Origin of the sequence: uncultured Photobacterium sp., from assembly GCF_947502415.1 — a bacterium.
GTDB lineage: Bacteria > Pseudomonadota > Gammaproteobacteria > Enterobacterales > Vibrionaceae > Photobacterium.
In genome coordinates this window covers 33,199-55,990 of sequence record NZ_CANMZV010000002.1, presented here as the reverse complement: position 1 = coordinate 55,990, position 22,792 = coordinate 33,199, and the positions used below count along the sequence as shown (strand labels likewise).

At 47.2% G+C, this 22,792-nt stretch carries 19 protein-coding genes and 1 tRNA gene; 5 read left to right on the top strand and 15 right to left on the bottom strand.

What is annotated here, in order from left to right:
- Positions 1–10: 10 nt before the first annotated feature.
- The 4 genes from menB to Q0852_RS02695 are packed head-to-tail and all read right to left on the bottom strand — an operon-like array spanning position 11 to position 4,717.
- Positions 11–877, bottom strand: a complete 867-nt coding sequence (gene menB, locus Q0852_RS02710) for a 1,4-dihydroxy-2-naphthoyl-CoA synthase (protein WP_299013526.1) — start codon at positions 875–877, stop codon at positions 11–13.
- Between the two features lie 3 nt (positions 878–880).
- A complete protein-coding gene (gene menH, locus Q0852_RS02705) occupies positions 881–1,672 on the bottom strand; it encodes a 2-succinyl-6-hydroxy-2,4-cyclohexadiene-1-carboxylate synthase (RefSeq protein ID WP_299013524.1) in 792 nt (263 codons plus the stop codon).
- A complete protein-coding gene (gene menD, locus Q0852_RS02700; RefSeq protein WP_299013522.1) occupies positions 1,656–3,407 on the bottom strand; it encodes a 2-succinyl-5-enolpyruvyl-6-hydroxy-3-cyclohexene-1-carboxylic-acid synthase in 1,752 nt (583 codons plus the stop codon). Before menD ends, menH begins: the two co-directional genes overlap by 17 nt.
- Positions 3,404–4,717 (bottom strand): isochorismate synthase MenF, encoded by a 1,314-nt coding sequence (locus tag Q0852_RS02695; protein ID WP_299013520.1) that lies wholly within the window; start codon positions 4,715–4,717, stop codon positions 3,404–3,406. Before Q0852_RS02695 ends, menD begins: the two co-directional genes overlap by 4 nt.
- A gap of 434 nt (positions 4,718–5,151) precedes the next feature.
- On the opposite strand from Q0852_RS02695, the gene Q0852_RS02690 reads away from it, so the two are divergent.
- The 3 genes from Q0852_RS02690 to Q0852_RS02680 all read left to right on the top strand — a co-directional run bounded on the left by Q0852_RS02690 (position 5,152) and on the right by Q0852_RS02680 (position 8,515).
- Positions 5,152–6,366 (top strand): pyridoxal phosphate-dependent aminotransferase, encoded by a 1,215-nt coding sequence (locus Q0852_RS02690; RefSeq protein ID WP_299013517.1) that lies wholly within the window; start codon positions 5,152–5,154, stop codon positions 6,364–6,366.
- A gap of 197 nt (positions 6,367–6,563) precedes the next feature.
- Positions 6,564–7,148 carry a 5'-deoxynucleotidase gene (gene yfbR, locus Q0852_RS02685; RefSeq protein ID WP_299013515.1) on the top strand — a complete coding sequence of 195 codons (585 nt, stop codon included), beginning with the start codon at positions 6,564–6,566 and terminating at the stop codon, positions 7,146–7,148.
- Positions 7,148–8,515 carry an anti-phage deoxyguanosine triphosphatase gene (locus Q0852_RS02680; RefSeq protein WP_299013512.1) on the top strand — a complete coding sequence of 456 codons (1,368 nt, stop codon included), beginning with the start codon at positions 7,148–7,150 and terminating at the stop codon, positions 8,513–8,515. Before yfbR ends, Q0852_RS02680 begins: the two co-directional genes overlap by 1 nt.
- Before the next feature lie 66 nt (positions 8,516–8,581).
- On the opposite strand, the gene Q0852_RS02675 is transcribed toward Q0852_RS02680, so the two are convergent.
- Positions 8,582–9,199 (bottom strand): tRNA-uridine aminocarboxypropyltransferase, encoded by a 618-nt coding sequence (locus Q0852_RS02675; RefSeq protein ID WP_299013510.1) that lies wholly within the window; start codon positions 9,197–9,199, stop codon positions 8,582–8,584.
- Positions 9,200–9,209: 10 nt separating this feature from the next.
- On the opposite strand from Q0852_RS02675, the gene rrtA reads away from it, so the two are divergent.
- Positions 9,210–9,779, top strand: a complete 570-nt coding sequence (gene rrtA, locus Q0852_RS02670) for a rhombosortase (protein ID WP_299013508.1) — start codon at positions 9,210–9,212, stop codon at positions 9,777–9,779.
- A 39-nt stretch (positions 9,780–9,818) separates the two neighbouring features.
- Here rrtA and Q0852_RS02665 read toward each other — a convergent pair whose 3' ends face one another.
- The 8 genes from Q0852_RS02665 to Q0852_RS02630 form a co-directional block, all read right to left on the bottom strand.
- A complete protein-coding gene (locus Q0852_RS02665; RefSeq protein ID WP_299013506.1) occupies positions 9,819–10,106 on the bottom strand; it encodes a ComEA family DNA-binding protein in 288 nt (95 codons plus the stop codon).
- Between the two features lie 159 nt (positions 10,107–10,265).
- Positions 10,266–12,155, bottom strand: a complete 1,890-nt coding sequence (gene ppiD / locus Q0852_RS02660) for a peptidylprolyl isomerase (protein WP_299013504.1) — start codon at positions 12,153–12,155, stop codon at positions 10,266–10,268.
- A 220-nt stretch (positions 12,156–12,375) separates the two neighbouring features.
- On the bottom strand, positions 12,376–12,648 hold the full coding sequence (hupB, locus tag Q0852_RS02655; protein WP_299013502.1) for a nucleoid-associated protein HU-beta: 273 nt from the start codon (positions 12,646–12,648) through the stop codon (positions 12,376–12,378).
- Between the two features lie 224 nt (positions 12,649–12,872).
- Complete coding sequence (lon, locus tag Q0852_RS02650) at positions 12,873–15,245, bottom strand: endopeptidase La (RefSeq protein ID WP_299013500.1); 2,373 nt, start codon at positions 15,243–15,245, stop codon at positions 12,873–12,875.
- Positions 15,246–15,382: 137 nt separating this feature from the next.
- Positions 15,383–16,663: an ATP-dependent protease ATP-binding subunit ClpX gene (gene clpX / locus Q0852_RS02645; RefSeq protein WP_299013498.1), complete on the bottom strand. Its 1,281-nt coding sequence runs from the start codon at positions 16,661–16,663 to the stop codon at positions 15,383–15,385.
- A gap of 115 nt (positions 16,664–16,778) precedes the next feature.
- Positions 16,779–17,402, bottom strand: coding sequence for an ATP-dependent Clp endopeptidase proteolytic subunit ClpP (clpP, locus tag Q0852_RS02640; protein WP_299013497.1), 624 nt, complete (start codon positions 17,400–17,402; stop codon positions 16,779–16,781).
- A 107-nt stretch (positions 17,403–17,509) separates the two neighbouring features.
- Positions 17,510–18,817, bottom strand: a complete 1,308-nt coding sequence (tig, locus tag Q0852_RS02635; protein WP_299013495.1) for a trigger factor — start codon at positions 18,815–18,817, stop codon at positions 17,510–17,512.
- A gap of 715 nt (positions 18,818–19,532) precedes the next feature.
- A tRNA-Arg gene (locus Q0852_RS02630) sits at positions 19,533–19,609 on the bottom strand.
- 351 nt (positions 19,610–19,960) lie between these two features.
- Here Q0852_RS02630 and folD point away from each other — a divergent pair.
- On the top strand, positions 19,961–20,818 hold the full coding sequence (gene folD, locus Q0852_RS02625) for a bifunctional methylenetetrahydrofolate dehydrogenase/methenyltetrahydrofolate cyclohydrolase FolD (protein WP_299013494.1): 858 nt from the start codon (positions 19,961–19,963) through the stop codon (positions 20,816–20,818).
- Positions 20,819–20,927: 109 nt separating this feature from the next.
- On the opposite strand, the gene galU is transcribed toward folD, so the two are convergent.
- Together galU and rfaH are read right to left on the bottom strand one after the other, a co-directional pair.
- Positions 20,928–21,845, bottom strand: a complete 918-nt coding sequence (galU, locus tag Q0852_RS02620; RefSeq protein ID WP_299013492.1) for a UTP--glucose-1-phosphate uridylyltransferase GalU — start codon at positions 21,843–21,845, stop codon at positions 20,928–20,930.
- A gap of 78 nt (positions 21,846–21,923) precedes the next feature.
- Entirely contained in the window at positions 21,924–22,421 is a 498-nt protein-coding gene (rfaH, locus tag Q0852_RS02615) for a transcription/translation regulatory transformer protein RfaH (RefSeq protein WP_299013491.1), read from the bottom strand.
- Between the last annotated feature and the right edge of the window lie 371 nt (positions 22,422–22,792).

The following is a 22,792-nucleotide window of genomic DNA, read 5'->3' as shown; positions in this document are numbered from 1 at the left end:
AGTAAACGCCTTATGGGTTACGCTTGAACTTAGTAAAGTCAGGACGACGCTTCTCATTAAAAGAGTTACGACCTTCCTGGCCTTCTTCTGTCATGTAGAACATCATTGTCGCATTACCAGCAAGCTCCTGAAGACCAGCCTGACCATCACAGTCGGCATTCAGTGCCGCTTTCAGGCAGCGTAGTGCCATCGGGCTGTGCTGAAGTGTTTCTCGACACCAACGTACAGTTTCACGCTCTAGTTCAGCATAAGGTACAACATGGTTTACCAGGCCCATCTCCACTGCTTCCTGAGCATCATAGAAACGGCACAGGAACCAAATTTCACGGGCTTTCTTCTGACCAACAATACGCGCCATGTAAGAAGCACCCCAGCCACCATCAAATGAACCGACTTTCGGGCCAGTCTGACCAAACTGGGCGTTATCTGCCGCAATCGTCAAATCACACATCATGTGCAGAACGTGACCACCACCAACGGCGTAACCAGCTACCGATGCAATCACCGGCTTTGGACAAGTACGGATCTGACGCTGGAAATCCAGCACATTCAGGTGATGAGTACCTTCATCATCACGGTAGCCGCCGTAATCACCACGAATTTTCTGGTCACCACCAGAACAGAAAGCATGCTCGCCCTTACCAGTCAGGACAATCACACCTACATTTTCGTCATAACGGGCGTTAGCCAACGCATCAATCATCTCTTTCACCGTCTGCGGGCGGAACGCATTACGTACCTCTGGGCGGTTAATGGTGATCTTTGCAATACCATCTGCTGATTTTTCAAAAAGAATGTCCTGATAACCTTCTGAACAATCTTTCCATTCTACCGGTGCATACAGTTCTTCTTCAGTCAGACCTACGGTTCTAGCCATGAATTATTCCAATCTATCTAAAAAATGAGTGACAGCCATACCGAACTCATGAGGCTGTTCGACATGGATATTATGCCCCGCTGACGGGATCACTTGGAGATCCAATCCCGAATCTTCAGCCAGGCATCTGAATTTATTATCGTTCTCTCCGCACAGGTAGAGAACAGGAAACGGTAACTGCGCAACCTGTTGCTTCAGCTCAGGCTGCTTGGCCAATGATGTAGCCAGTAACATACGTGCTATACCAGCTCCAAGGTTATCACTGCGTTTCTTCACCAAACCTTGTCTTTGGTCATGATTTAGTGTCGAAAATACAGGTTGTTGATACCAATCAGCCAGTACTTGCAACAACGGCTGTTCAGCAAATCGCCGAGCCCATCGCTCGTCATTTTCCAACCTCGCTGCCCGCTCATCACTGTCAGGCAGCCCGAAATGCCCGCCCTCCAAAACTAAGCCAGCCAATTGAGCAGAGCTTTCTGGTTCATGGTTACAGGCGTGATACATTGCCAGCCTGGCCCCCATTGAATAGCCGATCAAAACATAGGAGCGGACATGGCGGTGTTGCAACGTTTGGATAATCAGCTGGTTAACCGATTCAAAACTCTCCGGTGACAATAAACAACTCTGGCCATGTCCCGGCAAATCAATCGTCAGGCAATAATGCGATGGCGACAATCTGTCGACTACATGACGCCAGTCTCGCCCTGAACCAAGCAAACCATGAAGAAAAACCAGTGCCGGACGACCGTCATTTGCGGCTGGTAGACAACCATAGGTTTCAGAGTAAAGTGGCATTCCTCACCTCAGTAAACAACGATTTGATCAGTTCACCGCTCTGTCCCGGCGGAGTCTGAATTTCAATCAAAGTTGCCCCTTGCTGCATCAGGCCTCGACGGCAAGCTTGCTCAGCCTCTTCCAGTGTCCGGGGACAATGGTAATCAAGACCAAACATCGCTGCAGCGTGACTAAACTCAAAACCGTGAGGCATTCGGTACAAGGCTTCTTTCTGCGAATCCGGAACCGGCAGCAAATCAAAAATAGCACCGCCATCGTTATTGGTTACCAGCACAACCATAGGTTGCTGGCAGTTCTTCAGCAGTGCCAGAGAATTAAGATCATAAAGTAATGAAGTATCACCCAGCAGGCAGAGCAAAGGAGCCTGACGAGCCAGCTGTACCCCAACAGCTGTGGCGACCAACCCATCAATCCCGGATGCACCGCGATTGGCAAATGTCGCGGTCTGTGGCAACTGGCCACACATATCCAGTAAGCGCACAATAAGGCTATTGCCGAGATACAGATCGGTTTGTTCAGGCAGCCATTGTGGTAAGTTAGCCGCAAGACTGACTTCGGATAGTTGCGCATTCTGTGCAGCAAGCAGCTTAAAATACGCCGCTGACGCGCGCTTTAATCCTTCCGCCCAGCCAATTGAAGCCGATGAAAACGACTCACTCAATAGCTCACAAGCCAACTCAGCCCAGTTACCAATATCAGCCTGAATTCTATGGCTACGACGGTGTGTCGGATCCAACCGGATACCCAGCGGATCCACCAGCCAGTATTGCCGCCAATGGTGCGCGCCAATAAACTGCAACAGACGCTTCGAGACCAGACGGGCACCAAACTGCAGCACAACTTCCGCCTGTTCAAGGTACTCTCGACACTGGCCGTTTTGCATCCAGACATCAAACCCCGCCCAGTCACTACTACCGCCGGCCTGAGGGTCAACCAGCAAAGGCCATCCCAGCTTGTCGGCAAGCGCTTGAACAACAGGCAGCTCTCCCGGAACCATTCGTCCTGCCACCACAACACCTTTACAATTGGCGAAGGACAGCCAGGCGGCACGATCCAGCACGACTTGTGCTGAAATGGCCTGCTGGTAGCGGGAATAAGGCTGATCATCGTCCAGCCAAGCATCTAACGTGGCCAAATAGCTGGAGAAATCATAATCCTCGCCATAAAGAGGCTCCGGATAATGACAATTAAAGTGAATCGCACCACCACGCAATGATTGCTGGTACATGGCAGAGTCAATGGTAGTTAACAGCCAATTAGGAGAGATATCCTCTGTCGGGGACGGGATATCATGAAATTCAGTGACATGATCGGAAAATATACCATGCTGACGGATTGCCTGGTTCGCCCCGCACTGAATTAGCTCCGGCGGACGATCTGATGTCAGCAACACCAGCTTTTCTCCGGTCAGGCCCGCTTCAGCAACCGCAGGCAAAAGATTGGCAACCGCAGTGCCGGACGTCACTACCACGGCAACCGGTTGACGGGATGCTTTGGCTAGCCCCAGAGCCATAAAACCAAGCCCGCGCTCATCAAAATGAGTATGCAGGATCAACTTTTCGTTATCGTCTGCCGCCAAAGTCAACGGCGTCGAACGTGACCCCGGAGCAATACAAACATGCTCTACTCCGAGCCGGGCAAGCTCCTCAAGCATCACCCCGGCCCATAGCTTATTCAATGCCGCGCGGCTTGGCTCTTTCACCTCAGCCACCGACGTCATTCCCGGCTGAGTCATGCGCTTCTCCGCTCCAGCTCCGGCTCTTCAGAACCCAGCAGGCTACACAATGTTGATGTCTTGCGATCCAGCTCCTTCCACTCACTGTCCGCCGTCGAACCCGGTACGATACCGGCACCAGCAAACAAGTGCAGCTCTTCACCCATGATCAAAGCACTGCGGATCGCCACACAAAATTCACTGCGCTGGCGACTCAAAAAACCAACGGCCCCGCTGTACCAACCGCGGGCAAATGGCTCATGTTCAGAAATAAAATCCAACGCCTTGTCGCGCGGCAAACCGGCAATAGCCGCTGTCGGCTGCAGGCTATCGAGCAAATCGGCACTGTATACTTGATCATTGAGCTGGGCATCAATACTGCGCTTCAGATGCTGAACCTTACGCAGTCGAACCAGCTCCGGTGTCTGGGCAACATTCATGAATTCACAGCGTGGAACCAGCCGGCTGACAATATCATCCACAACCAAACGGTTTTCATAGCGGTTCTTGTTATCATCCATCAGCCATTGGGCCAGACGGTTATCTTCCGACGGATCCAGCCCCCGACCAATAGTACCTGCTAATGCCTCAGTATAAAGGTCGCGATTCTGCCGCAAAAAAAGACGCTCGGGCGTTGAACCGACAAAGCAGTGCTTGGCATCCATCGCCATCATGAAGTGAAAGCTGTTCATATTGCTACCACGACTGGCTTTAAGCAGCTGAGCAGGAGCCACAGGCGTATCCAGCTTCAAGGTTGTCCGGCGCGCCAAAACGACTTTTTCAAATACTTTCTGCGAAATCGCTTCAAGAGCAGTGCCGATCATTGATGACCAGCCCGAAAAATCCGGCGCATAAGAACGCCCCAGGATTTTACTTTTAATTTCTGTTACTTCCGTTGCATCCGGTGTCACCTGAGACAGCGCATGCAAAACCTTGTCCCTGTCTTCGGACAAATTAACGGCTAGCTGCCAGCTACCATCCAACCGGATAACTTCCAGCAACGGAAGAAAGAAAAAAGAAGAGAGGCAACGACGATTGCGGCTGGAACGGCCATCAAATGAACGTCCTCCCCAAATTCGCTGTTGGTCCGACAGCACTTTTTCAGCCGCCATCGGATCGGTAAATGTTTTTATCTGGCCTAATGCCACAACCTCTTCACGGCTATCTCGAGACTGCCAATAAAATTTAGGGAAAAGAGGTTGGGACTCCATCCAGTCAATCAGGTCGGTATTAGCCGGTAACTCCAGCTTCACCGTTAATCGTTGAGTTGTTTTTGTTGCTTTTTGAATGTGTTCAATCAAAGACTCAACTGCAGTTTGTAACGCGGTCAAGGTAACCTCACTCAGCTCTAAGCACCATAATGGCTCATCCCTGGCTGATTGTTAATATGCCCATATCTCTTGGCACATAGTTCTACCTTTATGTCAGCTAGTGTATTTAGCCACATAGTGAATACGCCATTCTACCTCACTAAATGCATTCTGACTAATAAAGTAATGTCTCAACACTAATCTTCATATCTCAACATAATCCTTAATCAACCTTGTCTACAGGGTATATATCTCTCATCAAATAATACGTAACACACTACTAACAGTAACCCCCCATACAGCAAGTTATCTACAGAAGATTGCGCTTAACAATTTAGAATTTAATTACATAAAATACTCTTCTTCATGATTTTTTACTGTTAGGTATTTATTTTGTACAGATTCATAGTGTAATTTGTTGCCATAAGACACATTTTTTGCGCAGGAACCTAGCAATGCACAACATCGGGATGTCATCCAAGTTAAACAACGTTTGCTACGACATACGAGGTCCCGTTCTTAAACATGCCAAACGCATGGAAGAGGAAGGCCACAAGATTCTGAAACTGAATATCGGCAACCCTGCCCCATTCGGTTTCGACGCCCCGGATGAAATTCTGGTGGACGTGATCCGTAACTTACCAACATCACAAGGTTACTGTGACTCCAAAGGTATTTATCCGGCTCGTAAGGCCGTTGTGCAACATTACCAAAAACGCGGCATGCTTGATTTGGATGTCGAAGATGTCTACATCGGTAATGGAGTTTCTGAGCTGATCATGATGTCGATGCAGGCACTATTGAACAACAATGATGAAATGCTGGTGCCAGCACCAGACTATCCTCTATGGACCGCCGCCGTCTCTCTCTCGGGCGGCAAGGCTGTGCACTATATCTGTGACGAAGAAGCTGACTGGTATCCGGACCTTGACGATATCCGCAAAAAAATCACCCCTAACACCCGTGGTATCGTCCTGATCAACCCGAACAATCCGACAGGAGCAGTCTACAGCCGGGATTTCCTGCTGGATATAGTGGAAATTGCACGTCAAAACAAACTGATCATTTTTGCCGACGAAATCTACGACAAAATCCTTTATGAAGGTGCCCAGCACACCTCGATTGCAGCCCTCGCACCTGATGTGTTCTGTGTAACTTTTAACGGCCTGTCAAAATCATACCGTGTCTGCGGTTTCCGTTCCGGCTGGATGATCCTATCCGGGCCAAGACAATTAGCCAAAGGCTATATTGAAGGACTGGAAATGCTATCGTCAATGCGCCTGTGTGCCAATGTTCCGATGCAACATGCTATCCAAACGGCACTGGGGGGCTACCAAAGTATTAACGAGCTCATCCTGCCAGGCGGGCGCCTGCTTGAACAGCGTGATAAAGCTTATGACATGCTCACGTCCATCCCTGGCATCAGCTGCGTCAAACCAAAGGGGGCGCTGTACCTGTTCCCTAAACTGGATCAGAAAAAATTCAATATTATTAACGACGAACGAATGGCGCTCGACTTCCTCCATCAGGAGAAAGTCCTGGTCGTACACGGCACCGGTTTCAACTGGAAAAAACCCGATCACTTCCGCATCGTTACCCTGCCGCGAGTAGATACTCTGGAAATGGCAATTGGTCGACTAGAACGTTTCCTGCACAACTACCGACAATAATTTCCAGCCAAGCTCTCATCATAAGCCTCAGTTTTACTGAGGCTTATGTTTAAACCCTAAGCAATAACAAATTAACACTGCGATATTTCTGTTACCTTTATAACTATCTCTTTTGAAAACTATCTCTTTTGAAAAGTATCTATTTAAAGAACTCTCAATTTTGAGAATTATCGCCTTAGCCGCAAAGAAGTACCGATATGGAAAGAAGTCATTTTTTTGCTCACCTGGCCAGAATGAAGCTAATTCAGCGTTGGCCGCTCATGCGCTGTGTATCAACAGAAAATATCTCTGAGCATAGTCTGCAGGTCGCCTTTGTCGCCCACGCACTGGCGCTGATCAAAAACCGTAAATTCGGCGGCAACACCAACCCGGAGCGAATTGCCCTGCTCGGCATGTTCCACGATGTCAGCGAAGTCCTGACCGGTGATATGCCAACTCCCATCAAGTACTACAACCCGGCAATTGCCGAAGAGTACAAAAAAATCGAGCTTGCTGCAGAGCAAAAACTGCTATCCATGCTGCCTGAAGAATTCAGGGACGACTATGCCCCCCTTCTTGACAGCCACAAAGTCAACAAAGAAGACTATAAAATTGTCAAACAGGCCGATAGCTTGTGTGCCTACCTCAAATGCCTGGAAGAACTCAATGCCGGCAATCATGAATTTACCCAGGCTAAAAAGCGCCTCGAGCACACCCTTGATGAACGCTCCACCCCTGAAATGGAATACTTTCTCACAACCTTTGTCGAAAGTTTCAACTTAACGCTGGATGACATCAGCTAATGACTGAATTTAACCTTGCTCCAGGCTGGGATAACCGCCAAAGCAACGAACAGAAAATGCGCCGAAACGACCATCGTTCGGCCTACCAGCGTGACCGCGCCCGTATTTTACATTCTGCGGCCTTTCGCCGCCTTCAGGCTAAAACTCAAGTCCACAGTGCCGGACACCACGATTTCTACCGAACCCGCCTCACCCACTCACTGGAAGCATCACAAATCGGTACCGGGATAGTGGCTCAACTCAAACTTAAACACCCCGGATTTCGCGAGCTGTTACCATCCACCAGCCTAATGGAAAGCCTCTGCCTGGCGCACGATATCGGACACCCTCCCTTCGGGCACGGCGGCGAAGTCGCATTAAACTATATGATGCGTGAGCACGGTGGCTTTGAAGGCAATGCCCAGACATTCAGGATAGTGACTTTACTTGAGCCCTATACTGAACATTTCGGCATGAACCTGTCGCGCCGAACCTTGCTTGGTTTACTTAAATACCCGGCGCTGATCAGCAGTACCCGAGCAATCGAACAATCAGCTGAAGTCGCTAACTTCCGCCACCTTCGAGCCAAAGACTGGCATCCAGCCAAGGGCGTCTACAATGACGACATAAACACTTTCGAATGGGTACTTGCACTATTATCAAAGCATGACAAAGAGCTGTTTGGACAAATGCGCCATGAACGGGCCAATCCAACCCAACATTTGAAAACCCGTTTCAAATCGCTCGACTGCTCCATCATGGAGTTGGCTGATGATATTGCATATGGGGTACATGATCTCGAAGATGCCATCGTAATGGGTATAGTAACCCGCGAGCAGTGGCAGGAAGCCGTCGCCAGTAAACTGGCTGACTGTGGCGAGCAATGGCTGGAAAAGCGGATTGACCAACTGAGTGAGCAACTGTTCGGCACTCACCACCAGCGCAAGGATGCCATCGGTGCCATGGTCAATGCCCTGCTGACCTCTATTCACATTGCCCCGGCCATCCAAAACGGTCTCGACAGTTTCAACGAGCCGCTTTTGCAGTGGAACGCATTTCTGTCTGAACCAATGGAGCGGGTTCTCGATGTTCTCAAGTTGTTTGTCAGTGATTATGTTGTAAAAAAACCGGAAATCCAGTTACTGGAATACAAAGGCCAGCAACTTGTCATGGAGCTCTTCGAAGCGTTTGCCTCTGATTCGGAACGCCTGCTACCAGACGATACGCGCAAGCGCTGGTTACACGCGACCAGCAACGGGGAGAATGCCCATCGCATCATTGCCGATTATATCTCCGGTATGACCGATGGGTTTGCCCAGCGACTCTACAGCACACTGTTCCAGCCGACAGCCGCAGTTGGTATCGGCAACGAAGGGCATGGATTCTAGGTTCAATTTAAAAATGGCGAATAACGAGTAGTAAGCACCCTCGAACTTCGCCATTTCATTCTCGCGCTAATCCTGATAATTTTTTTCAAACACCCCTTCCGGCATTTGCTGGATTTGGTATTCAATCATCCGATTAAAGGTATCCAGCAAAGGTGTAAATTTTTCACAGTCGCCTTCCATCGCGCTCAAAGCAAGGTAGCCAGCTTCAACTGTTGAGACCCCCTGAGCTTTCGGCGACTTTCTGATCCGGTAATTACCTTGCTGCTCAGCATTGTCGAGGTTTACTGTCGGAAGTGTATGCAGATTACTTGATAACTGCCACATCTTGTAAGCCTTTTTCCAGGTACCATCGAGCAGGATCAATGTACGAACCCGCCCTGACAGTGCCACACTTTCTGTCAGCTGAGAGACTGGAACAGCATTTTCTCCCGGATATAACAGGTAAACATCACGCAGCGGGTCATTCAGCAGTGCATTTAGCTCTTCATGTGCGGAAAAATCCTCACCGACCCATATTTGAGCGTTAGGTAATGAAAGCGTCAGAATACGTGCCGTACCAATAGCCCGTTTCATCTCTGACGGGTGTTGTAAAATCCGCAATTCAGTTTTAGCATCAATAGCTTGAATCCAGCGACAAATGCAGGCTTTTTTTGCCTTACCGCACTGCTCACAATATCGACTCATTGAGGTGACCTTGTCTATTCGTACTTATCTTATTCTCGCCATCGGGTTTGTATTCATTGCCCAGTGGCCAGCCGTCCAATATTGGTTAGCATGGGACCGCAGCGCAATTTTCAATCATGGCGAAGTATGGCGGATCCTAACAGGAAACCTGACCCACACCAATTGGCCGCATATGATAATGAATAGTCTAGCGCTGGCAATCATCACGTTCATCTTCCGCTGGCATTTTTCAGCCCGCCAGTTCACTTTCGTGCTGCTAATCCTGTCAACGGTTGTCGGTCTTGGCATCATAACGACGGATATTCAATGGTACGCGGGGTTATCTGGTGTACTACATGGCCTATTTAGCTGGGGGGCAACTAAAGATATCCGAGCCAAACATAAAGGCGGCTGGCTGCTATTATGCGGACTGATTAGCAAAATAGGCTGGGAACAAATCTTTGGCGGTTCTGTTAGCTCAGAAGCGCTGATCGGTGCCAGAGTCGCCACTGAAGCGCATTTAGCCGGGGGGGTAGCGGGGATAGCTATCGCATTGGCTCCTGCGATAGTAAATAAATGGAAGCAGCACAAAACGGTATGAAGGAGAACCACAAACTCCTCTCCTCCAGATCGGAATTACTTAGAACTTAATACGGTCACGATTTTTATTGATCGTGGCCGTTCCAATTCCCTTCACCTTAGCCAAATCATCGGCAACAACAAAGTGGCCGTTCGCTTGACGGTAGTTAATAATACTGGCAGCCTTCTCTGGCCCAACACCGACTAGCAACTTATCCAACTCTTCAGCATTGGCTGTGTTGATATTTACCGTGATCTCAATTCCTTCGTGCTGATCCGTACCTGCATAACTTGCAGGTATCAAGCCTAACGTAGCAACCAAAACCAAAAAACGTAACACTGTTTTCATCCTAACCTCCGATTCGTATCTGTCATGCCTGCCTGACTTCCATAGCAGTTGTGCCAGCTTAACGATGTCTAAGAGCGGGTAAACAAAAAAGAAAAACAAAGCCGGTAAAAAACAACGGACCGCACAATGGCGGCCCGTTAACACATCTATGAGTTACAATTAGTTTGCTGATGCGTCCAGAGTCGGATAACTCACTTCAGCTGTATTGCGTAACACTTCCAGTGTCGCCATTACGTCTTGCTGAGCATTCATCTGCTCAACCTGACCAGCCAACTGGCTGTCAGCAGGAACTGGCTCAACTTCCGCTTCAATCACTTTATCCAAAGCAATAATCAGCACATTACCAGCCATATCGCGAGTCATACCGTAAACGGCTTTCTCATCAACCGGCTTAGCAAGACCAAAGACAACCTGGGCAATCATGCGATCTTCACCAACACGACCAATAGTCTTCGCATCAGAGAAGTTCAGATCTTCAGTTTCCAGAATTTCTGTATTGTCTTCACGCAATGCTGCAATGATTTCATCAGCCTTGGCTTTAGCATTCTGCTCGCCCTTCTGAGCTGCCAGCTGCTGTTTCACCATTGCAGAAACCTCATCAAATGGCAGTACCATTTCTTCACGAGAATCTTCCACACGAACCACAACTACATGTTCAGGACCAACTTCGATCACATCTGAGTTCAGGCCGTCTTCACGCACTTCCGGACTAAATACTGCCTGCATTACTGCAGGATTTGCCAGTACACCCGGCGCATCATCGCGAGAGAAGAAATCCGCCTGCTGAACCTTCGCATTAATTGCTTTTGCTGCATCGTCCAGTGAATCCGGCATCTCAAATGCCGTCTCAGCCAGTTGGGTCTGAAGATCATAGAATGCTTCAGCTGCACGCTGCTCGCGAACCTCTGCAGTAATGTCATCACGAACTTCGGCAAATGGCTTCACTTGCGACTCTTTCACATCATCAACTTTGATGATGTGGTAGCCGAACGATGACTGAACAACAGCAGATGTCTCACCCTTATTCAACGCAAATGCTGCGTCTTCAAAAGCAGGATCCATCACACCACGCTCAAACCAGTCAAGCTGGCCACCGTCTCTAGCACTGAAGGTATCATCAGAAGAAGACTCAGCTAACTGAACAAAATCAGCACCATCATTTAGCTGCGCCAATAGCTCTTCAGCTTTTGCTTTAGCTTCATCGCTATCACCTTCAACCAGGATGTGACTCACTTTACGCTGTTCTGCAGTCGCATATTTTGACTGGTGCTCATCGTAATAAGCGTTGGCATCATCCTCAGACACTTCAAGTGTTGTTTTCAGGCTGTCGCCAGATAGCTCGACATAAGCCACTTTCACTTGCTCAGGGCGAGTGAACATCTGTGGGTTCTGCTCGTAGAACTGCTGAATTTCTTCATCAGGTACTTCAGCCATCTTCGTAAACTCAGCCACATCAAGTGTCAGGCTACGAATAACTCGCTGCTGCTTCTCTAGCTTCATCAGTGCTGCCAGCTCATTGCTCAATGCAAAATCACTGCCCTGAAGCGCAACCAGCAGCTGCTGGCGTAGCATGTCAGTACGCATAGACTCAGCAAACATGTCTGGGGTAAAACCAGAACGACGTAGCAGAGTATTGTAAATCTCGTTATCGAACTTACCATCTCGCTGGAATTGCGGCATGATAGTAATCGCGTTGCGGATTTGCTCATCGCTGATACGCATACCAAGCTCATTGGCACGCTGTTCGATAAGCACATCGTTCACCATGCGATCAAGTACGCTACGACGGAATTGCTGCACATAAGCCGGATCGCCCATCAGTGTCGAGAAGTAGTCACCCAACTGTGACTGCATTCGATTACGCTCGTTCTGGTAAGCTTGCTCAAACTCACGCTGACTGATTTCTCGATCATCGATCTTTGCTGCGGCCTGTTGGCTGCCACCGGCAAGGTAGCTGCCCACACCTGCAAAGACAAAAGATAAAATAATTAAGCCAAGAATAATCTTAACCCAAATGCTGCTTGCGCCTTCGCGCATTCGCTCCATCATAATTTGCCGTATCTCCTACTAATTCGATCTGGCATGGTGTTGTGAAGAATGCCTTCGACTACCTATCCAAGGGATGTCAGGTTGCGAAAAATATCACACTGATACAAAGTAAAAAAAGCGCATCAACCCGATGCGCCCTCATTTCATGCCAAGTTGTCAGTGAATCTGACAACCAGCATCGATGTTTGTTCAATACAAACAGCGGGCTGGTGCCCACTTCTTAGTTTACAGAATCCTTAAGCGCTTTACCCGCTTTGAAGCCAGGTACTTTCGCTGCCGCGATCTGGATCTCTTCACCAGTTTGCGGATTGCGGCCAGTACGCGCAGCACGTTCACGCACGGAGAACGTACCAAAACCAACAAGAGAAACCTGATCACCCTCTTTCAGGGTATCAGAAACAGCGTCGATGAATGCATCTAGAGCACGACCAGCTGACGCTTTTGAAATATCTGCATTTTCAGCAATTTTATCAACTAACTGAGTTTTGTTCACGATTTCATCCCCTCTATGAACATTATCCGCAAGCACGTATATTAAATAAGTAGTAACTTCTACGGACAATCAATAATGTATCAGGCCTTATTATATCAGCACCGAACGCCTGTAAAACGGGTAAGCCTTGATATTATTGAGCTTACGGCGAATTAGACATAACTTATAGCTATACAAAAAAACGCTGACAAGGCTTTTCGCACTTGAAAGCGTTTTTTCTTTACTTAACTTTGCTGCATGTCACTGTTTTGGGCGTTAACCAGTTCAATACCTGTAGGATTGTTCTGAAGTGCTACAGTCAACACCTCGTCAATCCAACGTACTGGACGCACAACCAGATCAGCAATCACGTTATCTGGGATCTCTTCCAAATCACGCTCATTCTCTTTCGGAATCAATACTGTCTTGATACCGCCGCGATGAGCAGCCAACAGTTTTTCCTTCAGGCCACCGATCGGAAGAACCTCACCACGTAAGGTAATTTCACCGGTCATAGCAACATCACCGCGAACCGGGTTACCTGTTAGGCTCGAGACCAGAGCAGTACACATCGCGATACCCGCACTCGGGCCATCTTTCGGTGTTGCACCTTCTGGTACGTGAACGTGAATATCGCGCTTCTCGTAAAAATCAGGAGCAATACCCAAACGTTCGGCACGAGTACGAACCACAGTCATTGCAGCCTGAATCGACTCTTGCATCACATCACCCAGCGAACCGGTAAACGACAGTTTACCTTTACCCGGCATAGATTCGGTTTCAATCGTCAGCAGATCACCACCAACTTCCGTCCAAGCAAGACCTGTTACCTGGCCGATACGGTCATTTTCTTCCGCTTTACCGTAATCATAACGCTGAACACCAAGGTACGATTTTAAGTTATCCATATTGATAACCACTTTCTTGGTCTCAGTGTTAAGCAAGATCTCTTTCACCGCCTTACGGCACAGCTTAGAAATTTCACGCTCAAGGCTACGTACACCCGCCTCGCGGGTGTAATAACGAATAATACCAGTCAGGGCTGAATCATCGACTTCAATTTCACCCAATTTCATACCGTTACGCTGAATCTGTTTTTCCAACAGATGGCGCTTAGCAATGTTCAGCTTCTCGTCTTCGGTATAACCAGACAGACGAATCACTTCCATACGGTCAAGCAACGGACCTGGAATATTCATCGAGTTTGACGTTGCCACAAACATTACGTCGGACAGGTCATAGTCAACTTCCAGGTAGTGGTCGTTGAACGCATTATTCTGTTCAGGATCAAGTACTTCCAGCAGTGCCGAAGCAGGATCTCCACGCATATCAGATGACATCTTGTCAATTTCATCCAACAGGAACAGCGGGTTCTTCACTTCCACCTTAGCCATCTTCTGGATCAATTTTCCCGGCATGGAACCGATATAGGTACGACGGTGACCACGGATTTCCGCTTCATCACGCACGCCGCCCAGCGCCATACGGACATACTTACGCCCGGTCGCAGCAGCAATCGACTGGCCCAGAGAGGTTTTACCGACCCCCGGAGGACCGACAAGACATAGGATCGGCCCCTTAATCTTGTTAGTACGGCTCTGCACTGCCAAGTACTCAAGAATACGCTCTTTTACACGTTCCAAACCATAGTGATCGGCATTCAGTACTTCTTCAGCCTTCGCTAAGTTTTTCTTAACCTTAGAACGTTTGTGCCATGGTACGCTTAGCATCCAATCGATGTAACCACGCACTACAGTCGCCTCAGCTGACATCGGTGACATCATCTTCAGCTTCTGCAGTTCCTGTTCGGTTTTTGCGCGCGCTTCAGCCGGCATTTTCGACTCATCGATCTTCTTCTTCAGAGACTCAAATTCATCCGGCGCATCATCCAGCTCACCCAACTCTTTCTGGATAGCTTTCATCTGCTCGTTTAGGTAGTACTCGCGCTGGCTTTTCTCCATCTGCTTTTTAACACGGCCGCGAATGCGCTTCTCAACCTGCAGCAGATCAATTTCTGACTCCATCATTGCCATCAGGAACTCAAGGCGTTCCGTAACGTCAACAATTTCCAGCACTTTCTGCTTATCAGCCAGCTTCAGAGGCATATGGGCAGCAATGGTATCAGCCAGACGCGCTGCTTCATCAATACCGTTCAACGATGTCAGTACTTCTGGCGGGATCTTCTTATTCAGCTTGATGAAACCTTCAAACTGATTGATCGCCGTACGTACCAGCACTTCCTGCTCACGCTCGTCCATTTCTTGAGTTACAAGAAACTCTGCATCAGCACTGAAGAACTCATCATCACGCAGGTTTTCGACCTTGGCACGCTGCTGACCTTCAACCAGCACTTTTACTGTACCGTCAGGTAGCTTCAGTAGCTGAAGAATAGTGGCAACCGTACCGACATCGTACAGGTCATCGATTGAAGGCTCATCGGTAGCCGCTTCTTTCTGGGCTACCAATAAAATTTGTTTGTTGTCATCCATTGCCGATTCCAGGCAACGAATAGATTTATCCCGGCCTACAAACAATGGAATAACCATATGAGGGTAGACCACCACATCACGAAGTGGCAGAACGGGGATCTCAAGGCGTTCCGAACGCTCCAGGTTCATATTCTTCTCTCTTCCGTTCAATCTCTTTACTGAGTATATGGGGGTAAAGCAGAAAGATTCAACGGGATAACTAACAGAAAATAAAAAAGGAGGCAAAAGCCTCCTTTTTTTAAGCATTATGAGCAGTTATTGAACAATCACTCAGCACCAGCCGCCTGATTTTCAGTATTTTCATAAATCAGTAGTGGGTCAGATTCCCCTTTAATTACTGATTCATCAATTACAACCTTGCTCACACCTTCTGCAGAAGGCAATTCATACATCGTATCCAGCAATACAGCTTCAACAATAGAGCGTAGACCACGAGCACCTGTCTTGCGCTCCATAGCCTTACGAGCAATAGCAACAAGCGCATCATCACGGAACTCAAGCTCGACATTTTCCAGCTCAAGCAACGCAGCATACTGCTTAGTCAGCGCGTTCTTCGGCTCACGAAGAATTTGTACCAACGCATCTTCGTCCAGCTCACTCAGAATCGCTGTCACTGGCAGACGACCGATAAATTCAGGGATCAGGCCATATTTAACCAGATCTTCCGGCTCAACCTTCTCGAACAGATCGCTCAGGGTACGAGACTCGTCTTTAGAACGTACGTCTGCACCAAAACCAATACCAGTCCCCGTTGCGACGCGCTGGTCAACAACTTTGTCCAGGCCGGCAAATGCACCACCACAGATAAACAGGATCTTGGAGGTATCTACCTGTAGGAATTCCTGCTGTGGATGCTTACGGCCACCTTGAGGCGGTACCGATGCCACTGTACCTTCAATTAGCTTCAGCAAGGCCTGCTGAACACCCTCGCCCGATACATCTCGGGTAATTGATGGGTTGTCTGACTTGCGTGAAATCTTATCGATTTCATCAATGTAAACAATACCACGTTCCGCTTTTGCTACATCATAATCACATTTCTGTAGCAGCTTCTGGATGATATTTTCCACATCTTCACCCACGTAACCCGCTTCAGTCAGCGTGGTTGCATCGGCCATAGTAAATGGTACGTCCAACATACGAGCCAGTGTTTCGGCTAGCAGAGTTTTACCGCTACCGGTTGGACCGATAAGCAAAATGTTACTCTTGCCAAGCTCAACACCTTCACTGTTGGTGTCGCCATTACGAAGACGCTTATAATGGTTATATACCGCTACCGCCAGCACCTTTTTCGCATGGTTCTGACCAATAACGTAATCATCCAGGTTTGAACGAATTTCCTGTGGCGTCGGAAGTTCACTGCCGTCACGCTTAGGCATCACTTCTTTAATTTCTTCACGAATAATGTCGTTGCACAAATCAACGCACTCATCGCAAATATAAACAGAAGGGCCTGCAATCAGCTTGCGAACTTCGTGTTGACTTTTGCCGCAGAAAGAGCAGTACAGCAGTTTTCCACTACCACTCTCTTTTCGCTTATCTGTCATTCGCTAACCTCTTTTCGGGTCTTACCCCATCATTGCCTTGTTTTGAGTGTATAACAACTCGAATCATTTTGCTCCGTGTCTCAGCAAACCTGCGTAACGGGGCAAAAAAACAGAGTTAGTCACGATGACTCAAAACTGCATCTACCAAGCCATACTCAACTGCTTGCTCTGCCGACATGAAGTTATCACGATCTGTATCGCGCTCAACAACTTCCATTGGCTGGCCAGTATGCTCTGAAAGCAAAGTGTTTAGCTTGTGCTTGATAGTTAAAATTTCTTGCGCATGAATCTGAATATCAGATGCCTGGCCCTGGAAACCACCTAACGGCTGGTGAATCATCACTCGCGAATTAGGCAGGCAATAACGCTTGCCTTGCGCACCGCCAGCAAGCAGGAATGCACCCATTGAACATGCCTGGCCCATACATACTGTACTAACATTCGGCTTAATGAACTGCATCGTGTCATAAATAGACATACCAGCCGTTACCGACCCCCCCGGAGAGTTGATGTATAGGAAGATATCTTTATCTGGATTTTCAGACTCAAGGAATAAAAGCTGCGCAACCACTAGGTTGGCCATGTGATCTTCAACCTGGCCGGTCAAAAAAATCACACGCTCTTTTAGTAGTCGGGAATAGATGTCGTAGGAACGTTCACCACGAGAAGTCTGCTCGACCACCATAGGAACCAGCGCATCCATAATTGGCGACATGGCGTTTTTGTCTTGGTAGTTCATAACGTTATTTCCCTAAAATAAATGGCCCGAATGAAATTACTCTCACACGGACCATTGTTAGCAGAAGATTTGAAACAAAGTCAAATCCCTACAGTAATTTCAGCAAATTAAGCTACTGGCTGCTGTTGGTTCATTAGCTCGTTGAAGCTAACTTCTTTTTCAGAAACCTGAGCTTTCGCAAGAAGCGCATCGATAGCTTGCTCTTCAAGAGCAACGTTGCGCATGTTGTTCATCATCTGCTCGTTCTTCTCGTAGTAAGCTACCACTTCTGTTGGATCTTCGTATGCAGAAGCCATTTCAGCGATGATCGCTTTAACGCGCTCTTCATCCGCTTTCAGCTCTTCAGACTTGATCACTTCGCCTAGAAGCAGGCCAACAACTACGCGACGCTTAGCTTGCTCTTCGAACAGCTCGCGTGGTAGTTCAGGAGTGTTCTGAGCATCACCGCCGAAACGCTGAGCTGCCTGCTGGCGTAGAACATTGATTTCCTGGTCGATTAGAGCAGCAGGAACAGTAATGTCGTTCTGCTCGATCAGGCCGTTAAGAACCTGGTCTTTGATGCGGCCTTTAACAGCTTGCTTCAGCTCACGTTCCATGTTCTTGCGAACTTCTGCTTTAAGTGCGTCTACAGAACCGTCTTCAACACCGAACTTAGCAACAAACTCTTCAGTTAGCTCTGGTAGCTCCTGCGCTTCAACTTTGTGTAGTTTGATAGCGAAAGATGCTGCTTTACCTTTTAGGTTTTCAGCGTGGTATTCTTCTGGGAAAGTCACTTCTACTGTGAACTCGTCACCAGCTTTCTTACCAACGATACCGTCTTCAAAACCTGGGATCATGCGGCCCTGGCCCATTGCCAGAGCGAAAGCTTCAGCTTTACCGCCTTCGAATTCTTCACCGTCAACAGAACCAGTAAAGTCGATAGTTACACGGCTATCAGCAACTGCAGCTTCTTCAACTTCTTTCCAAGTTGCCTGCTGCTTGCGTAGCGTGTCTAGCATTGTATCAACGTCTTCGTCTTTAACTTCAGCAGTTGGTTTTTCAACAGCGATTTTGTCAAGACCAGCTAGTTCGATCTCAGGGAATACTTCAAAAGATGCTTTGAAAACTAGATCTTTACCTTCAGCAATTTCAACTGGAGTAAAAGTAGGTGCACCAGCTGGGTTAATTTTTTCTTTAACGATAGCTTCAATGTAGTGACGCTGCATCACTTCACCTAGGATGTCCTGGCGAACAGATGCGCCGAACATACGAGCAACCATTTTCAGCGGAGCTTTACCTGGACGGAAACCATCGAAACGACGATTCTTAGCAATTTTCTTCAGTTCTGCTGTTACAGCATCTTCGATGTTTGCAGCTGGAACTGTGATAGTTAGATGGCGTTCTAGACCTTCAGTGGTTTCAACGGTAACTTGCATTTTATTTAACCTCAAAACTTACTCAGCATTGTCTGAGTGATGTTGCCGATCAGCCTATGCTGACGGTGGCATCCTTTCGTGTTATGGCTGGCAACCACACCAAAACCATAACGCCTTAATTCTGATAATTTCTGTTGCTACTGACTTGGAAGTCACTGAGCCAGAAATTAAAAAAGCGGTATTATAGCGGTCCTATCTCCTGTCGTCGAGACAGTTAAACCGCACCGCAATCAAACCTTTCACACAAGATAGGGGCAAAAATTCCATTTACAAGGGCAAAAAGCAAAAATTTCTGCTCCTTTTGTATTTTTTTGACCATGAGCTGAATTATCTGCTGTGGAAAAACAACGAATGGTGTTTTTCTGTTCAATACCGCTTATGACCAGCGACTATAGTTTAGACGAGAACTGAATTGCGAGGCCAGGAACAACGGACACAGCTTCCCCCACCATTTCAACACAACATTGCCAAAAACTAACACTACACTCCAACCAAGACAGCCAACAATATTACTGGCTATTGTCGGAAAGGTTGACCCAAGGCAATAAGAGTAGTTTTCTGTTTTGAAATGGAACACCGTGTAACAGGTAAGATGTACGAATTAAAAAACACGAAGATAAATATGCACAACTTCTCTGAGCTAATGAAAACAATGCATGTTCAAAAACAAAATGTATTAATAACAATCAAGGGAGACGAAAATGAAGGGGGGAAGTGGCGCGCCCTGCAGGATTCGAACCTGCGACCACATGCTTAGAAGGCACGTGCTCTATCCAACTGAGCTAAGGGCGCATCATTAGGCGTAACGATAAGTTACGGGACGGAATTATACGTAGTCAGAAACTTACGTCAACGCTTTTTCCCTCGTTTTTCCACTCCAACGCACCGAACGCTCAAAGTAGCAACAATTTGCATTAAATTCAGTAAGTAACTGCTACAATTAATCGATTAGCCTAGCTTTTTGAAGGAACAACCGCTACAGGTATTGTTATCGCGTAAACGTAATCACCTTAAAGTCACAATCAACCAACATCTTCGTATAATGTAATCAAAACACGACAAGGCAACCGTTTGCGGAACAGATCAAAATCACATTGTTTGCGACAATACTCACGCTCATCACTTACAGCCCAAAGGAAAAACATGGCCGCTCAAATTATTGATGGAAAACTCATATCTCAAACCGTTCGACAAGAAGTTGCAGCCCGTGTTAAAGCACGAGTCGACGCCGGGTTACGCGCTCCAGGTTTAGCTGTTATCCTTGTCGGGCAAGACCCTGCCTCCCAAATTTACGTTGCCAGCAAACGCAAAGCCTGTGATGAAGTTGGATTTATTTCCAAATCTTTTGACCTGCCGGCAAGCACTAATGAGACAGAGCTATTAGCCTTAATTAATGAGCTCAACAGTGATAACAGCATTGACGGTATCCTCGTCCAACTCCCTTTACCGGCTGGAATCGATACAACAAAAATACTCGAACAAATCGATCCGGAAAAAGATGTCGACGGGTTTCACCCCTATAATGTTGGTCGCCTGTGTCAACGTATTCCAAAGCTTCGCTCCTGCACCCCGAAAGGTGTAATGACACTACTTGAGCGCTATAACATTGAAGTCCGAGGCAGGCATGCAGTTATTGTCGGTGCATCCAATATCGTTGGTCGACCAATGACACTGGAATTACTCCTTGCTGGCGCGACTACGACAACATGCCATCGGTTTACCCGGGATCTTGAATCTCATGTTCGCCAAGCAGATATTCTGATCGTAGCCGTTGGTAAACCCAGCTTTATTCCAGGAGAGTGGATCAAAGAAGGTGCAACCATCATTGATGTTGGTATCAACCGACTGGACAACGGCAAGCTAGCCGGCGACATTGAGTATGATGTTGCCCGGGAGAAAGCCCGCCATATTACTCCAGTTCCAGGCGGAGTCGGTCCGATGACCGTAGCAACATTAATTGAAAACACCCTGCATGCTTGTGAGCAATACCATTCAAGCTGATTGGGTAATAAAGAAATAAAAAAGCGAAAGGGTTATAACCTTTCGCTTTTTTAAATTTTACACTTTATTATGGCTAGTTCTAAGAGATCAGATTGAACCTCAAATACGCTTACAGCGACTTAGCCACTTCTTTCAAATAAGCAGTGAAATCTTCACCTAGCGTTTCATGTCGCATACCATACTCGATGAATGCCTGCATGTAGCCTAGTTTGCTGCCACAGTCGTGGCTCTTGCCCGACATATGGAAAGCGTTAACCTGCTTTGACTCCATCAACATATCAATCGCATCCGTTAGCTGGATTTCATCACCAGCACCAACCGGTGTTTTTTCCAGTAAGTTCCAGATCTCAGCCGGTAATACATATCGACCAACAATTGCCAGATTCGACGGTGCTTCTTCTTGGGCTGGCTTCTCAACAACTTTCGTCATTGGTGCCGTTTCACCAGGCTTAAGCTCCGCGCCATTAATATCTGCAACACCATAGCTGGAAACCTCAGACATAGGCACAGGCTCCACCATTACTTGGCTGATCCCTGTCTCATCAAAAGCTTTGACCATTGCAGCCATGTTATCTTTGCGAAGATCACTGGCTACATCATCCAAAATTACGTCAGGCAATACCACCGCAAACGGAGCATCTCCAATCAAGGGATGAGCACACAATACAGCGTGGCCCAAGCCTCTAGCCTGTCCTTGACGCACATGCATAATCGTAACGTCTTTCGGACAAATACTTTGTACTTCATCCAACAACTGGCGCTTCACACGTTTTTCAAGTGTAGCTTCCAGCTCAAACGAAGTATCGAAGTGGTTCTCGATCGAGTTTTTCGACGAGTGCGTTACCAGCACAATTTCTTTAATACCTGCAGCTACACACTCATTCACAACATACTGGATGAGAGGCTTATCGACAATCGGCAACATTTCCTTCGGAATAGCCTTCGTTGCAGGTAACATACGAGTACCTAAACCTGCGACAGGAATCACAGCTTTACGGACTGGGGATACAGGGGAAGTATTAGACATTTTTAATTCCATTAATCACTAATGTAGCGAACTATAACAAACAGGCCAGTGAGTGGCGACAGCAACGCAGCTTCAAACTCACTTCTTCACGATATCTTCATTCTGTACGCTGACTTTTACAGGCTTTCCAAGCAAGTTAATCAACATAAACGAACGCTTCTCGCCATCAGGCTCCTGATATATGGCTTCCAACCCTTTGAACTGACCTTGCTCCAATTTCAGGCTCTCGCCCGGCATTGGTAAACTCGATAGCTTCGACTGATGCTCTGCACTATCTTCATTCATCATCAAGCCATAGATCAGATCCGGCTGGACCGTCTGAGGTTTAGCACCTTGACGAATAAAATCGGCAACACCTCGGGTTGAACGAATCGTTGTATAACTAATATCTTCAGGATCAAAATAAACAAACATGTAGTTAGGGAACAAAGGTTCATAATTCTCAACCCGTTTGCCCCTTACAATTTTTTGTACCGTTACTTGCGGGTAGTAACACTCTACTCCCTGGCGATCTAGATTGATCACTGCGCGCTCTTGCTCACTTCGCTTGCAATAAAGAAGATACCAATCTTTCATAATGCTCTCTGCTTAACCATCGCGAACTTCAAAACCTTCTAAATTATAAATACTGGTGTGCAAAGAACAACTTATTCCATAACGCCTGAAAAAAACGAGTAAAACCGTACTTACCACCCACCACTGCTGTAACAATCATTAATAATTAAAAATATCAGACAAAAATACTAACGATGGAACACATAATAACTTATAAATCCACTAATTAGAAAACTACAGACTAACACTCCAAGATACCATTATAAATCTGAGTTTTCACTTTTGAATAAAAGATATGCAACTCGTTATAAATCAACAAGTTGCATCGTTCGCCATATGTTCTATAAATGTGAAGATTTGCAGTTTAAAAGTTTGTCCTTTATAAAAAGAGC